The organism is Pseudomonas sp. RW407 (assembly GCF_003176655.1).
Lineage (GTDB): Bacteria > Pseudomonadota > Gammaproteobacteria > Pseudomonadales > Pseudomonadaceae > Pseudomonas > Pseudomonas delhiensis.
Map to the genome: position 1 here is coordinate 292,174 of NZ_QGSL01000106.1, position 13,004 is coordinate 305,177.

12 protein-coding genes and 1 tRNA gene are annotated in these 13,004 nt (G+C 64.7%); 1 reads left to right on the plus strand and 12 read right to left on the minus strand.

Annotated features, from left to right (window positions below):
- Together DK254_RS34820 and DK254_RS18180 are read right to left on the minus strand one after the other, a co-directional pair.
- On the minus strand, positions 1-66 hold a 66-nt coding region (locus DK254_RS34820), incomplete at its 3' end, for a hypothetical protein (protein ID WP_256595931.1).
- A gap of 3 nt (positions 67-69) precedes the next feature.
- The gene (locus DK254_RS18180) at positions 70-1,044 is read right to left on the minus strand and encodes a glycosyltransferase family 2 protein (RefSeq protein ID WP_109934908.1); all 975 of its coding nucleotides are present in this window, start codon (positions 1,042-1,044) and stop codon (positions 70-72) included.
- Positions 1,045-1,429: 385 nt separating this feature from the next.
- Here DK254_RS18180 and DK254_RS18185 point away from each other — a divergent pair, with 385 nt between their 5' ends.
- Entirely contained in the window at positions 1,430-3,364 is a 1,935-nt protein-coding gene (locus DK254_RS18185; protein WP_146219618.1) for an LTA synthase family protein, read from the plus strand.
- 60 nt (positions 3,365-3,424) lie between these two features.
- On the opposite strand, the gene DK254_RS18190 is transcribed toward DK254_RS18185, so the two are convergent.
- From DK254_RS18190 to DK254_RS18235, 10 genes are all read right to left on the minus strand, one after another.
- Positions 3,425-3,500 (minus strand) — tRNA-Thr (locus tag DK254_RS18190).
- 71 nt (positions 3,501-3,571) lie between these two features.
- Positions 3,572-5,107: a DHA2 family efflux MFS transporter permease subunit gene (locus tag DK254_RS18195; protein ID WP_109934910.1), complete on the minus strand. Its 1,536-nt coding sequence runs from the start codon at positions 5,105-5,107 to the stop codon at positions 3,572-3,574.
- Between the two features lie 13 nt (positions 5,108-5,120).
- A complete protein-coding gene (locus DK254_RS18200; RefSeq protein ID WP_109934911.1) occupies positions 5,121-6,308 on the minus strand; it encodes an efflux RND transporter periplasmic adaptor subunit in 1,188 nt (395 codons plus the stop codon).
- Between the two features lie 12 nt (positions 6,309-6,320).
- Complete coding sequence (locus tag DK254_RS18205; protein ID WP_109934912.1) at positions 6,321-7,799, minus strand: efflux transporter outer membrane subunit; 1,479 nt, start codon at positions 7,797-7,799, stop codon at positions 6,321-6,323.
- Between the two features lie 3 nt (positions 7,800-7,802).
- The gene (locus DK254_RS18210) at positions 7,803-8,273 is read right to left on the minus strand and encodes a MarR family winged helix-turn-helix transcriptional regulator (RefSeq protein WP_109934913.1); all 471 of its coding nucleotides are present in this window, start codon (positions 8,271-8,273) and stop codon (positions 7,803-7,805) included.
- A gap of 402 nt (positions 8,274-8,675) precedes the next feature.
- Positions 8,676-9,887, minus strand: coding sequence for a methyltransferase (locus DK254_RS18215; protein WP_109934914.1), 1,212 nt, complete (start codon positions 9,885-9,887; stop codon positions 8,676-8,678).
- A gap of 68 nt (positions 9,888-9,955) precedes the next feature.
- The gene (locus DK254_RS18220; RefSeq protein ID WP_109934915.1) at positions 9,956-10,648 is read right to left on the minus strand and encodes an ABC transporter permease; all 693 of its coding nucleotides are present in this window, start codon (positions 10,646-10,648) and stop codon (positions 9,956-9,958) included.
- Positions 10,645-11,340 carry an ABC transporter permease gene (locus DK254_RS18225; RefSeq protein WP_069863078.1) on the minus strand — a complete coding sequence of 232 codons (696 nt, stop codon included), beginning with the start codon at positions 11,338-11,340 and terminating at the stop codon, positions 10,645-10,647. The genes DK254_RS18220 and DK254_RS18225 overlap by 4 nt, the downstream gene beginning before the upstream one ends.
- Positions 11,341-11,394: 54 nt before the next feature.
- Positions 11,395-12,147 (minus strand): ABC transporter substrate-binding protein, encoded by a 753-nt coding sequence (locus DK254_RS18230; RefSeq protein WP_058488106.1) that lies wholly within the window; start codon positions 12,145-12,147, stop codon positions 11,395-11,397.
- 14 nt (positions 12,148-12,161) lie between these two features.
- A complete protein-coding gene (locus DK254_RS18235; protein WP_089390913.1) occupies positions 12,162-12,935 on the minus strand; it encodes an ABC transporter ATP-binding protein in 774 nt (257 codons plus the stop codon).
- Positions 12,936-13,004: the final 69 nt, after the last annotated feature.

Genomic DNA, 13,004 nt, shown 5'->3' on the forward strand with positions numbered 1-13,004 from the left:
AGCCAGCCAGTCGAGAACGAAGTTGGCGCCGATGAAGCCGGCGCTGCCGGTCACGAGAATGGTCATGGATCAAAACCTCTGGAAAAGAGTAGCAATGAATAGCCCCAGGTTGCCCTGAAAGGTCTGGCGGTAGATGCCTGCCTTGCGCGCCAGCCTGAGTCGCTGCAGGAGCGGGGCCGTTCGAGCCCGGGCGAACAGGTCAAGGACTTCCAGGCTGTGCGGTGTCAGATGATTGCGCATGGGAGCCAGGGCTGCCAGATTCGCCTCGTTCCACGTCTTGAAGGTGCCTTTCAGGAGCCTGCGCAGGCGCTGCAGTCGGCCGCGGATCGATATGTTGGAACCAATCAGGTTCTGCGAATGCTGGCGGTAATTCAGCGTGGGCTCGGGATCATAGCAGACCTCTCCCCCGCAGCCGGTGACCAGGATATACGACCACCAGTCATGGGAAACGATGTGGCTGGATTCCCGGGTCGTTGCGAGCAGCTTTCGGGTTTCTTCGTTGAAAAGCATGGTGTTGCCGCCGGCGATGCTCTGCACCAATGCATTTTCGAAGGACAGGGGGGCCTCGAACAGCGGGGAGAGGCCGATCGGTTTTCCCGCCTCGTCGATCAGGCGAGTGCGCGAGCAGTGCAACAGGGGTTTTTCTGCCGGCCGGCTGGAGATCCAGGCTAATCCGCGCTCGAGTTTCTCGGGCGCCCAGATGTCGTCCTGGTCACAGAATGCGTAGTAACAGGCCTGGACGCCTGCTGCCCTGACCAGTGAAAGGAAGTTGGCCGAGAACCCTTTTGCTGGCCCCCGGTGCAGTACCAGTCGTCCTTCGCCCAGCTGCCGTTGATAGCGCTGCAGGATGGCGAGTGTCGCGTCCCGGGAGCCATCATCCGAGGCATGAATGATCCAGTTACCATGGGTCTGGCTGATCAACGAGTCCAACTGCTCCGCCAGATAACGCTCGCCGTTGTAGGTGGAAAGCAGGATTGCGACCGTACCGGAAGCTTGCTCTGCCTTCCCTGTGCGGTGAGGGAGCGATGCCGATGCCTGATTCAATATGCCGCCCTTGGCTTTGTCGCCCCGATCAATGGGTAACTGATAATTATTCTCAGGTTAGCCTTAGGTGGCTGATTTGCTGAGTAAAACTCGATTATATGCATGGTCGCTTGCTAGTAAACCAGCGGGAGTAGCCATTGGGCGGGCAGGAAGCTCTCGCCTGCGACCTCAATATCTAGTGAAGGTTCCCTGTAGGTGGCGAAATGGGGCTTCTGGACTGCCGTGGAGGCGATCACATGCTTGTCTCAACGGGCGCCTGATTTCTGGCTGACCTGTGGGCAAGGACCCTACAGGGTAATCCTGCTAAGATTGCAAAATTTTGACAGATGGATAGGGCTACTTGCTCGGTCGATCACGTCACGTCTTTTGGGCAGTGAGGTTACAGGTGAGGCGCATATTCGATCCCAGGCTTTTATACGCCGCTTATTTCTTCGGCGTAGCAGGGATATTTCTGACGGTATTTGCCAAATATTGTGCAAGGGCGCAGGGTCCTTTGCCGCCGGAAATGATCAAAGGGCTATTACCCTTGGTTGAGCTTGTGATTCTTGGCGGGTTGGGTGTCATTATTTCACCCATGCGTCGTGCACGCTCAAGCGTATGGCGATGGGGGATTTATCTGGCTCTTCCTTTGGCCGTCGGCATGGTTTATGTCGCTCAGTCTTATTCGCTATATCTGTCCAATAGCTACATCACTGTTCTTGCGATGGAGAATAGTGCGGAAAGCCGCTTGACGACTACCTGGCTGCTAAAGGCAATGATAGGTACAGTGGTGTTGGGTTGGGTTTTTCTGCTGTTCTCTCACACATCAAGGCGCTATCGCGAGGTGAGGCAGGCACCAAGATTGTTTGTCGGAGTATGGGCCGTTGTTTTGGTTGGCTATCTCGTAACCTTCCTTGCAACCGCGCATGAGCGTGGCGCCATTTCTCTGCAGAGGAACCAGGCGCCTCTCCTGTCTCTGTTGCGGACTACCTATATCCTGGCTGAGCGTCGCATGGATGAGTTTCGTCCCGCTGCTTCGGAATTTGATGGGGATATCTATTTCGTCAAGGATAGTGAGTTTCCGTTCAAGAAGAATTATGTCTACAACAGTGCTCTTCCTTTCGAGAGAGTCGTTCAGACCAAGAAGAAGCGTAATGTCATAGTCATTTTCACCGAGGGTATGTCGGCGCGCCTGATCAATGCCTATGGCGGAAGCCATCCTGGCTTGACGCCAAATATCGATGCGCTCTTGGACCGCTCCATGCGAGTCGACAATTATTTTAATCACACCGCGGCGACCTATCGAGGGCTCCAGGGGCAGATGGCTTCCGGCTATCCGGGAACGGGAGGTGCGCAGTCTGGTGCCGGCTGGGGTGAGGGTGAAAATGCGCAATCCCTGGCGCGTATTCGCTACAGGACACTGCCGCAAATATTTCGCACGCGTGGATATGACACTTACTTCTTCTCGCCGCATCATGATTCAGTCCAGTTGAACACTATGCTGCGTGCTTTGGACTTCGACCAGGTCTATTCATTCGACAGCCTGAATGACGAGTTCCTGCAAGGTAAGGCTACTCTGACTGCCGGATCTCTTAGTGACAAGGATCTTTTCCGATCCCTGAACGCAATGCTGGAGTCCAGAGCCCAGACTGCAAACGATAGGCCTTTCTTTATTGGCCTTTACGACATCGGTACCCATGCGTTTCTGGATGTTCCACAAGGGGGCGAGAAATATGGGGATGGCAAGAACTCCGTTCTGAATCGTATGCACAACTATGATCAGCAACTCGGGCAGTTCTTGAGTTATTTCTTCTCTTCGAAGTACGCCAAGGACACGGTTCTGGTATTTACGGCGGACCATGCAACCTATCCTGAACCACCCTTTGTCGACGCGGTGCGGGGGGAGAACTATCAGCCATATTTCGTGGATCGAATTCCCCTGGCTATCTACGACCCCGCCCATGTGCTGCCCCAAGAGTTTGATGCCGATGGGCGGAGTTCAATCGACTTCGCTCCCACGCTGCTGCACCTGCTGGGTGTGCAGAAGGTTGCCAACAGCTTCATCGGGCGTTCGATCTTCGATGCAAAGCGGATCGTTCCCTTTGGTGTCGCAGCAATTGGTGGCGACATCTTCATGACCACGAGGGACGGTGTCGTCATGGAACCGGGGGTTCCCCTCGGCGATAAGGAGCAGTTCTTGAAGTACGCGGACTACATCAGGACCTACTACACGCTGGAAAAGGAGAATCGCATCTTTCCTGATGAGCGGGTACAGATTGCCCATGCGCAGGGGCAAGATGGTGATTCGTCCGAGCGCAGTGCCTCTGCCGCCCTGCACTAGGTGGGGCTGGCATAGGCCAGTCAAAGAAAAGGCCCGCATTTCTGCGGGCCTTCGTCTGTATGGTGCCGGCACCAGGAGTCGAACCCGGGACCTACTGATTACAAGTCAGTTGCTCTACCAGCTGAGCTATACCGGCAAGGAGGGACGCCATTATAGCCACGCGCCGGGCGGTGTAAACCTCTGATTTTCCAGCCTGTGTCCGCTTGCTCAGTGGCCGCTGGCGGCGGCTCCCGGCTTGGCGCCGAAGGGGGGCTTGGCGAGGCAGATGACGGCCAGCAAGGTCAGGAACAGCCAGCCCAGCAGGGTGAAGTATTCCACCGTGGAAAGCATGTAGGCCTGGCTCTCCACCATGCGGTCGAGCATGGCCGCGCCGTGCTGGTTGGCGCCGCCGAGCAGGTCCAGGGCGTCGCGGGTGGCCGGGTCGTAGGTGCTCAGGCTTTCCGTCAGGTGGGCGTGGTGCAGAGTGGCGCGGCGGTCCCAGATCCAGGTGGTGAGGGAGGCCGCGAAGCTGCCGCCCAGGGTGCGCAGGAAGGTGGCCAGGCCCGAGCCGTCGGCGATCTGGTCCGGTGGCAGGTCGGAGAGCAGGATGCTCAGGATGGGCATGAAGAAGAAGGCCACGCCCAGGCCCATGAGGGTCTGCACCAGGGCGATGTGGGCGTAGTCCACCTCGGTGTTGAAGCTGGCGCGCATGAAGCTGGTGACGGACATCACCAGGAACGCCAGGCCGGCGAGGACGCGCAGGTCGAAGTTGTTGGCGTAGCGGCCGACCAGCGGCGAGAGGAACACCGGCAGGATGCCGATCGGCGCCGCCGCCAGGCCCGCCCAGGTGGCGGTGTAGCCCATCTGCGTCTGCAGCCACTGCGGCAGCAGCAGGTTCATGCCGAAGAAGCCGGCGTAGCCGCCCACCAGCGCCAGGGTGCCGAAGGTGAAGTTGCGGTGCACGAACAGGCGCAGGTTGACGATCGGGTGCTTGTCGGTCAGTTCCCAGATGATGAAGGCCGCCAGGGCGATGACCGACACCACGGTGCCGCCGACGATGAAGTTCGATTCGAACCAGTCCAGGTCGTTGCCCTTGTCGAGCACGACCTGCAGGGCGCCCACGCCGAGGACCAGCAGGATCAGCCCCATGTAGTCCATGGGCGCGTGCTTGATCACCACCGGGCGCTTCTTCAGTTGCTGGTAGACCACGAAGGCGGCGAACAGGCCGATGGGCACGTTGATGAAGAAGATCCACGGCCAGCTGTAGCTGTCGGTGATCCAGCCGCCGAGGATGGGCCCGGCGATCGGCGCCACCACCGTGACCATCGCCAGCAGCGCCAGGGCCATGCCGCGCTTGGCCGGCGGGTAGATGGAGATCAGCAGCGTCTGGGTGATCGGGTACAGCGGCCCGGCGACGAAGCCCTGCAGGGCGCGGAAGCCCACCAGCATGCCCATCTGCTGGGCCACGCCGCAGAGGAAGGAGGCGATCACGAAGAGAATGGTGGCGGCGATGAACAGCCGCACCTCGCCGACCTTGCGGCTCAGCCAGCCGGTCAGCGGCAGGGCGATGGCGTTGCTCACCGCGAAGGAGGTGATCACCCAGGTGCCCTGCTCGGCGCTCACCCCGAGGTTGCCGGAGATGGTCGGCAGGGCGACGTTGGCGATGGTGGTGTCCAGCACCTGCATGAAGGTCGCCAGGGACAGGCCGATGGTGGCCATCACCAGGCTGGGCGGGCTGAAGGCGGCGTTGCTGTTCTCGCTCATGATGCTTCCGGGCTCAGCGCGCGGCGGTGCTGCGGCTGCGGCCGTCGGCCATGTTGGCGTGGATCAGCTGCTCGATGAGCTGGTCCGCCGAGGCCAGTTGCTGCTGGTAGACGTCGGTGGAGAACAGCGCCTCCTTCGGCGACTGCTGCGACAGGGCCGGGCCGCTCTGGTCGTGCAGGTCGACGTTGACGTCCATCGACAGGCCGATGCGCAGCGGGTGTTCTTCCAGCTGCCTGGCGTCGACGCGGATGCGCACCGGCACGCGCTGGACGATCTTGATCCAGTTGCCGGTGGCGTTCTGCGCCGGCAGCAGGGAGAAAGCGCTGCCGGTGCCCACGCCCAGGCTTTCCACGCTGCCCTGGTACTTGACGGTGCCGCCGTAGAGGTCCGAGCGGATCTCCACCGGCTGGCCGATGCGCATGTGCTGCAACTGGGTTTCCTTGAAGTTGGCGTCGATCCACACCTGTTCCAGCGGGATCACCGCCATCAGCGCGGCCCCCGGCTGCACACGCTGGCCGACCTGCACGGTGCGCTTGGCCACGTAGCCTGTGACCGGCGCGACTATCACCGCGCGGGCGTCGTCCAGGTAGGCCTGGCGCAGCTTGGCGGCGGATGCCTTGACGTCGGGATGGGAGGCGACGACGGTGTCGTCCACCAGGGCGCGGTTGGTGTCCAGCTGCTGCTCGGCGCTGGTCAGCGAGTTGCGCGCGGTGTCCAGGGCGTCACGGGCGTGGGCCAGTTCCTCCCGGGAGATGGCGCCGTCGTTGGCCAGGTTCTGCCGGCGCTTGAAGTCGGCCTCGGCCTTGGCCAGGGCGACCTTCTTCGCGGCGACGTCGGCCTTGTAGCCGTCGACGTTGCTGAACAGCCCGCGCACCTGGCGCACGGTGCGGGCCAGGTTGGCCTCGGCCTGCTGCAGGGCTACGTCGGCGTCGCTGGGGTCGAATTTCACCAGTACCTGGCCCTTCTGCACCAGGTCGCCGTCGTCGGCGCCGATGCTGACCACGGTGCCGGTGATCTGCGGGGTGATCTGCACCACGTTGCCGTTGACGTAGGCATCGTCGGTGTCTTCGTGCCAGCGTCCGTAGAGGAACTCCCAGAGCGCCGCGGCGATGCCGGCGAGGATGACGACGGCGAGCAGGATCAGCAGCCAGCGCTTGCGCTGGGGGTTGCCGCCGGTGGTTTCTTGGGTGTCGGTGGTCATGGCGGTTGCCTCTCAATGCGCGGCGGCCGCGCCCGCCTGGGCGAGCGGCGCGGAAGACGGGGGGACGGAGTCGGCCTGGAAGCCGCCGCCCAGGGCTTGCACCAGCTGGACGGAAAGGTCGATGCGCTGGGCTTCCAGGTTGGCCAGCTGGCGCTCGGCGAGCAGCAGTTGCTGTTGCACGCTGAGGGCGTCGAGGTAGTTGCCGACACCTTCGCCGTAGCGGCGCATGGCCAGTTCGAAGTTGGACTTGGCGATGTCGCGGGCCTCGCGCTGGTCGACCAGTTGCTGCTCCAGCGAGCGCAGCTGGCCGAGGTCGTCGCTGACCTCGCCCAGGGCGCCGACCAGGGTCTTGTTGTACTGCGCCACGGCCAGGTCGTAGTCCGCGTCCTTGCCGGCCAGGTTGGCGCGCAGGCGGCCGCCGTCGAACAGCGGCAGGGAGATGGCCGGGGCGACCTGGTAGAAGCGGCTCGGCGCCTCCAGCAGGTCGCTGGTGTGCATGCTCGCCAGGCCGATCATCGCGCCCAGGTTGAGGTTCGGGTAGAACTGCGTCTTCGCCGCCTGGATGTCCTTGCCCGCGGCCTCGACGCGCCAGCGCGCGGCGACTATGTCCGGGCGGCGGCCGAGCAGTTCCGCCGGCAGGTCGGGCGGCAGGTTCAGGGCATCGGGCTTGAGCGGCTGCGGGCGCTGCAGGTCGAGGCCGCGGTCCGGCCCCTGGCCGAGCAGCACGGCCAGGGCGATGCGGTCGCTGGCGATCTGCTGCTCGGCGGCGGCCAACTGCTGGCGGGCGCTGGCCACCTGGCTCTGGGATTGCTGCAGTTGCACCTTGCTGTCCAGGCCGGCATCCATGCGCTTGCGGCTGAGGTCGTAGATGCGCTGGGAGCGTTCCAGCTCATCGTGGGACAGGTCGCGCACGGCGAAGGCGTGGCCCAGCTCGCTGTAGGCGCGGGCCACGTTGGCCGAGAGGTTGATGGCCGCGGCCTGGCGGTCCACCTCGGCGGCGTTGGCCTGGCCGAGGGCGGCTTCCCAGGCGGCGCGCTGGCCGCCCCAGAGGTCGAAATCGTAGTTGAAGCCCAGCGACAGGTACTTCACCGCCGCGTAGTGCCCGCCCGTTGGCGCGGGGAGCACGCTGGTGGGGGCGCGGATGCCGGCATAGCTGGCCTTGCCGTTGAGGGTAGGCATGCGTTCGGCATCGGCGGCGTTGGCCGAGGCGGCGGCCTGGCGGGCGCGGGCATCGGCGATCTGCAGGTCCGGCGTGCCTTTGAGGGCTTCGTCGATCAGGCCGTCGAGCTGGGCGTCGCCCAGGCTGCTCCACCAGTTCCGGCGCGGCCAGGCGGCGCTGGACAGCGGTGTGCCGTCGAGGCTGCGGCCGGCCTGCAGCGAGGCGCTGTCGAGCGCCTTGCCGCTGGGGGCCAGGCCCGAGGAGCTGACGCAACCGGCCAGCGCCACGGCGCTGGCCAGCAGGGTAGCGGCGGGTAAGCGGAATGCGCGCATGGCTTACTTCTCCTGCGGCGCGCCGGGCGCGACGCCATGGCTGCTGAGGATCTTGCCCAGCAGCCGGGTGAGGGTCAGCAGTTCCTCGGGGCTGAGGCAGCCGACCAGTTCGTTCATCGCCCGCACGGCGATCTGCGGCGCCTGGGCGTTCACCGCCTCGCCGGCGGGGCTGAGCTGCAGGCGCACGCTGCGCCGGTCGTTGGGGCAGGGCTGGCGCAGCAGCAGGTCCTTCTTCGCCAGGCGGTCGAGCATGCGCGTCATCGAGCCGCTGTCGATGGACAGCTCGCGGCACAGCTCGCCGGGGGTGTTGGCGCGGTTCTGGCCGATGAAGAACAGCACCTTGAATTGCGCGGCGGTGATGTCCAGGTCGATCAGGTGCTTGTCCAGCAGGCGGTCCTTGAGGATGGCCGCCAGCCCCAGCAACTGGCCGATCGAGCCCTTGAACGGAAAGTCCGAGACGCGGTAGTGATCCATGGCAAGGCTAATAACTGTCTAGGCAGGTAATCTATTTCAAAATAATACTGCCTAGGCAGCTAATGACAAATAGCGGATTGTTGCAAATGGGCAACAATCCGTTCCTGAATGCACTATGGGAGCGTTCCGCGAAACAGGACGTGCCCGGCCCTTGTGCGGCACAGCCCTGTTCCCGGTGCTTATGCACAATGCCGGGGCACGGGTGGGCGACTCGTGCTAAAAAGGCCTCAGCGCTTTTCAGATTTTTCTTAAATATATGTTTTTAAAAGAAATTACCTGATCTGTTCAAAATTCGAACAGTGCTGCGCCAGCGGGCCAGGGGCGGGCCGCAGAGGCGATTTTCCCGATCTTCTCAACAGAGTTATCCACAGCTTCTGTGGGCTTCTCTCTGGAACGCTCGTACTAGACGTGCTCGGCGAGGATGAGCAGGTTGCGCGGGGTGAGCTGGGCGGCGCAGAAGCGTCCCAGGCGTACCCGGTAGCCCTGTTCGACGAGGAACAGCGCGCGGTCGAGCAGCAGCCAGAGTTCCAGCGGGCGGCGGAACAGGCCACGCACCAGCTCCAGGTTGCGCACCTGCGCCAGGCGCTGCCAGCCCTGGGCCTCCAGCGCGTTCCAGTCACGTTCGGCGGGGCGGGGCAGGCCCTTGAGCGCGGCCAGGTCGCGGCAGTAGTCGGCGAACGGCTTGTGCAGCCAGTCCGCCGGTACCGAGGGCACCGGCAGGTAGCTGTCCGCGCCGCGCAGTTCGCGCTGCAGCAGGTCGAAGGCCAGGCGCCGGGCCATGGAGCTGTCGCGCTGGCGCCGCACCCGGGCGCCGGCGGTGACCGTCTCGGCGAGCGGCAGGCGCAGGTCGTCCTGGTCCAGCTTCAGGCGCGAGGCGCCCACGGCTGTGGATAACGGCTGGTAGTGCTCGCCGGCGATGCGGTTGTAGCAGCAGGGCGCCACCGCCAGTTGCCGGCAGCGTCTGCTCGCCGCCAGGCGCAGCAACTGGACGTGCAGGTCGCCGCAGGCATGCAGGGCCACGGCGGTCTGGCCGGGCTGCAGGTAGCGGGCGGCGCCCTCGGCGAGCACGTCCTGCTCGACGTGCATGGCGCGCAGGCCCAGGCGGTCGCTCAGGCGCTGGCCGTCGGTGACCAGCGCGAGGTCGCGCTCCAGGCTCAGCAGCGGCTGCCCGCCATGGGCCAGCAGGCGCCCCAGGTGGCCCTTGCCGGCGCACCAGTCCAGCCATTGCACGGAGGGCGCGGCGAAGTCCAGGCGGCTGGCGAAGGCCTCGATCTGCTGCCACTTGCGCCCGGGCACGTCGACCTGGAACTGCGTCGGCAGCTTGGGCAGGGCATGGGATGGCAGGTCCCCGACGTCGCTCAGTTGGGCGGCACGGCGCGCCAGTTCCGGGAAAGGCGCCGGCGCGGGCAGGCGTTCGGGCTGGTTGTGCGCGGCGTCGGCCTGTTCCAGGTCGCGCCCGCGCAGCCAGCTGGCCAGTTCCCGGTGCTGGGCTTCCCAGGGCAGCTCCAGCAGGGTGAAGGGCTTGGGCCGCCACAGCCCCTGGTGGGCGAGCAGGAAGGCATCCAGGGCCTGGAAGCGCTGGAGCAGGACGTCGTCGGTGAGGCGGTTGGCCACGGCGGTGCGCTGGGGATGAGTGGCGGGGCGGCGATTATAGCGGCCCCGCCACATCCGGGAAGCGCCGGTCAGCGCCCCTGCATGGAGTCCACCCGCAGCCAGCGCTCGGCGAGGCGGAACAGGCGGGTGAGGACCAGGGTGATGACCAGGTAGAACACCCCGGCGAGGCAGAAGAACAGCATGGCCTCGTAGGTGCGGGCGATGATGGTGCGGGTCATGCCCATGATGTCGAACAGGGTCACGGTATAGACCACGGCGCTGGCCTTGAGCATGAGGATCACCTCGTTGCTGTAGGCCGGCAGGGCGATGCGCGCGGCGCGCGGCAGGATGATGTGCAGCAGCGCCTGCCGGCGCGACATGCCCAGGGCCCGCGCCGCTTCCACTTCACCCACCGGGATGGCGTGGATGGCGCCGCGGAGGATCTCGGCGATGTAGGCCGCGGTGTGCAGGGTCATGGTCAGCAGCGCGCACCAGTAGGGATCGCGCAGGTACGGCCACAGCGGCCCCTGGCGCACCGACTCGAACTGCGCCAGGCCGTAGTAGACGATGAACAGCTGCAGCAGCAGCGGGGTGCCGCGGAAGAAGAAGATGTAGCTGTAGGGCAGCGCGCGCACGTACCAGTGCCGCGAGGCGCGGGCGATGCCCAGCGGCAAGGCCAGGGCCAGGCCGGCGACCACGGCGAAGGCCAGCAGCTCGAGGGTCAGCCCGGCGCCCTGGAGCATCTTCGGCAGCCACTTGAGGATCAGCTCCATGTCGTTCATAGCTCGTTCCTCACGAAGCCACGGCCGGCGCGGCGCTCCAGGAAGTGCAGGGCGGCCATGACGAAGACGGTCAGGCCCAGGTAGATCAGCGCGGCGGTCATGTAGAAGGTGAAGGGCTCCTTGGTCGCGTTGGAGGCGACCTGGGCCTTGCGCATGATCTCGTCGAGGGTGATCAGCGAGACCAGGGCGGTGTCCTTGAGCAGGATCAGGTACAGGTTGCCCAGGCCCGGCAGGGCCACGCGCCACACCTGCGGCAGGACGATGCGCCAGAAGATCCGCGGGGCGGACAGGCCCAGCGCCTGGCCGGCCTCGCGGTGGCCCTTGGGCACCGCCAGCAGGGCGCCACGGAAGACTTCGGTGGCGTAGGCGCCGAAGCACAGGCCCAGGGCGCAGGTGCCGGCGGCGAAGGGGCTCAGGGCCAGGTCGGGCTTGCCGAACAGGTCGCCCAGGGCGTTCAGCCCGGCCACGGTGCCGAAGTAGATCATCAGCACCCAGAGGGTTTCCGGCACGCCGCGCACCAGGGTGGTGTAGGCGCCGCCGAGCATGCGCAGCAAGGCATTCTTCGAGGTCTTGGCGATGGCGCCGAGCAGCCCGAGGATCAGGCCGAGGCAGACCGCGGCCAGGGACAGCTTGAGCGTCATCAGGGTGCCGGCCGCCAGCTGCGGGCCGAAACCGTGCAGGTCGAAAATCATGGGGATCACGCCTGAAGGGGCGCGCCCTGGGTTACAGGGCGCACCGGACTGGCATCAGTAGATGCTGAAGGGGAAGTACTTGTCGTTGATCTTCTTGTAGGTGCCGTCGTCGACGATTTCCTTCAGGGCGGCGTTCAGCTTGTCACGCAGCGGGTCGCCCTTGCGCACGGCGATGCCGATCTTGTCGTTGTCGAACACCGGCTCGCCCTTGAACTCGAAGTCCTTGCCGGCGTCGCTCTTGAGCCAGTCGTACTGCACGAACTTGTCGGCCAGCACGCCGTCCAGGCGGCCCGAGGACAGGTCCAGGTAGGCGTTTTCCTGGGTGTCGTAGAGCTTGATGGTGACGGTGTCGGACATGTTGTCCTCAAGCCAGGTGCCGGCGATGGTCGCGCGCTGGGCACCGATCACCTTGCCCTTCAGGTAGCCCTTGTCGGTCTTGAAGTCCACCGACCTGGGCGCCACGAACTGCAGCTTGTTGGTGTAGTAGGGGTTGGTGAAGTCCACCGCCTGCTTGCGCTCGTCGGTGATCGACATGGAGGCGACGATGAAGTCGAACTTCTTGGCGTTCAGCGCCGGGATGATGCCGTCCCAGTCGGAGGTGACCACCTCGCACTCGACCTTCATCTTGGCGCACAGGGCCTTGCCGACGTCGAGGTCGAAGCCGACCACCTGGCCGCTGGCGTCGATGCCGTTGAAGGGCGGGTAGGCGCCTTCGGTGCCGATGCGCAGCTTCTCGGCGGCGACCGCGTGGGCGCCGAAAGCCAGGGTGGCGGCAGCGGCCAGAAGGATCTTCTTATAGTTCTTCATGCAAAGTTGCTCCGTTAGCGGTGGCTGGACATGAACTGCTTGCAGCGCGCGGACTGCGGGTTCCCGAAGACCTGCTCGGGGGAACCCTGTTCCTCGACCAGGCCCTGGTGGAGGAACACCACTTCGCTGGAAACCTGGCGGGCGAAATTCATCTCGTGGGTGACCAGCAGCATGGTGCGGCCTTCCTCGGCCAGCGCGCGGATCACGTTGAGCACTTCCTGGACCATCTCCGGGTCCAGGGCCGAGGTGGGCTCGTCGAACAGTATCACCTTGGGCTGCATGGCCAGGGTGCGGGCAATGGCCGCACGCTGCTGCTGGCCGCCGGAGAGCTGCGCGGGGAAGGCGTGGCGCTTGTCGGCGATGCCGACCTTGGCCAGCAGGGCCTCGGCGATCTCGATGGCTTCGGCGCGGCTCTTGCCCAGCACGCGGCGCGGCGCCTCGATGATGTTGTCGAGGATGCTCATGTGCGGCCAGAGGTTGAAGTTCTGGAAGACGAAGCCCAGTTCGCTGCGCAGGCGGTTGATCTGGCGGTTGTCGGCGGCGACCAGCGCCCCGTCCTTGGCCTTCTTCAGCTTGAGCTCTTCGCCGGCGACGATGATCTGGCCCTGGTGCGGGTTTTCCAGCAGGTTGATGCAGCGCAGGAAGGTCGACTTGCCGGAACCCGAGGAGCCGAGAATGGAGATCACGTCGCCTTCGCGGGCGGTCAGGGAAATGCCCTTGAGCACTTCCAGGTCGCCGTAACGCTTGTGCAGGTTACGGATTTCCAGCGCGGGTATGGCCTCGGCCATTGGGGGCTCCTCTATTGTTGTTCGGATGCTTCGCGGCGCGCCGCGGCAGGGGGTAGGGCCTTCCTGGCG

Excerpts from the sequence above, each read along its gene's own strand:
- DK254_RS18195 (WP_109934910.1), bottom strand. The coding sequence starts at position 5,107 with ATGAGCGAGAACAGCAACGCCGCCTTCAGCCCGCCCAGCCTGGTGATG.
- DK254_RS18200 (WP_109934911.1), bottom strand. The coding sequence starts at position 6,308 with ATGACCACCGACACCCAAGAAACCACCGGCGGCAACCCCCAGCGCAAG.
- DK254_RS18205 (WP_109934912.1), bottom strand. The coding sequence starts at position 7,799 with ATGCGCGCATTCCGCTTACCCGCCGCTACCCTGCTGGCCAGCGCCGTG.
- DK254_RS18210 (WP_109934913.1), bottom strand. The coding sequence starts at position 8,273 with ATGGATCACTACCGCGTCTCGGACTTTCCGTTCAAGGGCTCGATCGGC.
- DK254_RS18220 (WP_109934915.1), bottom strand. The coding sequence starts at position 10,648 with ATGAACGACATGGAGCTGATCCTCAAGTGGCTGCCGAAGATGCTCCAG.
- DK254_RS18225 (WP_069863078.1), bottom strand. The coding sequence starts at position 11,340 with ATGATTTTCGACCTGCACGGTTTCGGCCCGCAGCTGGCGGCCGGCACC.
- DK254_RS18230 (WP_058488106.1), bottom strand. The coding sequence starts at position 12,147 with ATGAAGAACTATAAGAAGATCCTTCTGGCCGCTGCCGCCACCCTGGCT.
- DK254_RS18235 (WP_089390913.1), bottom strand. The coding sequence starts at position 12,935 with ATGGCCGAGGCCATACCCGCGCTGGAAATCCGTAACCTGCACAAGCGT.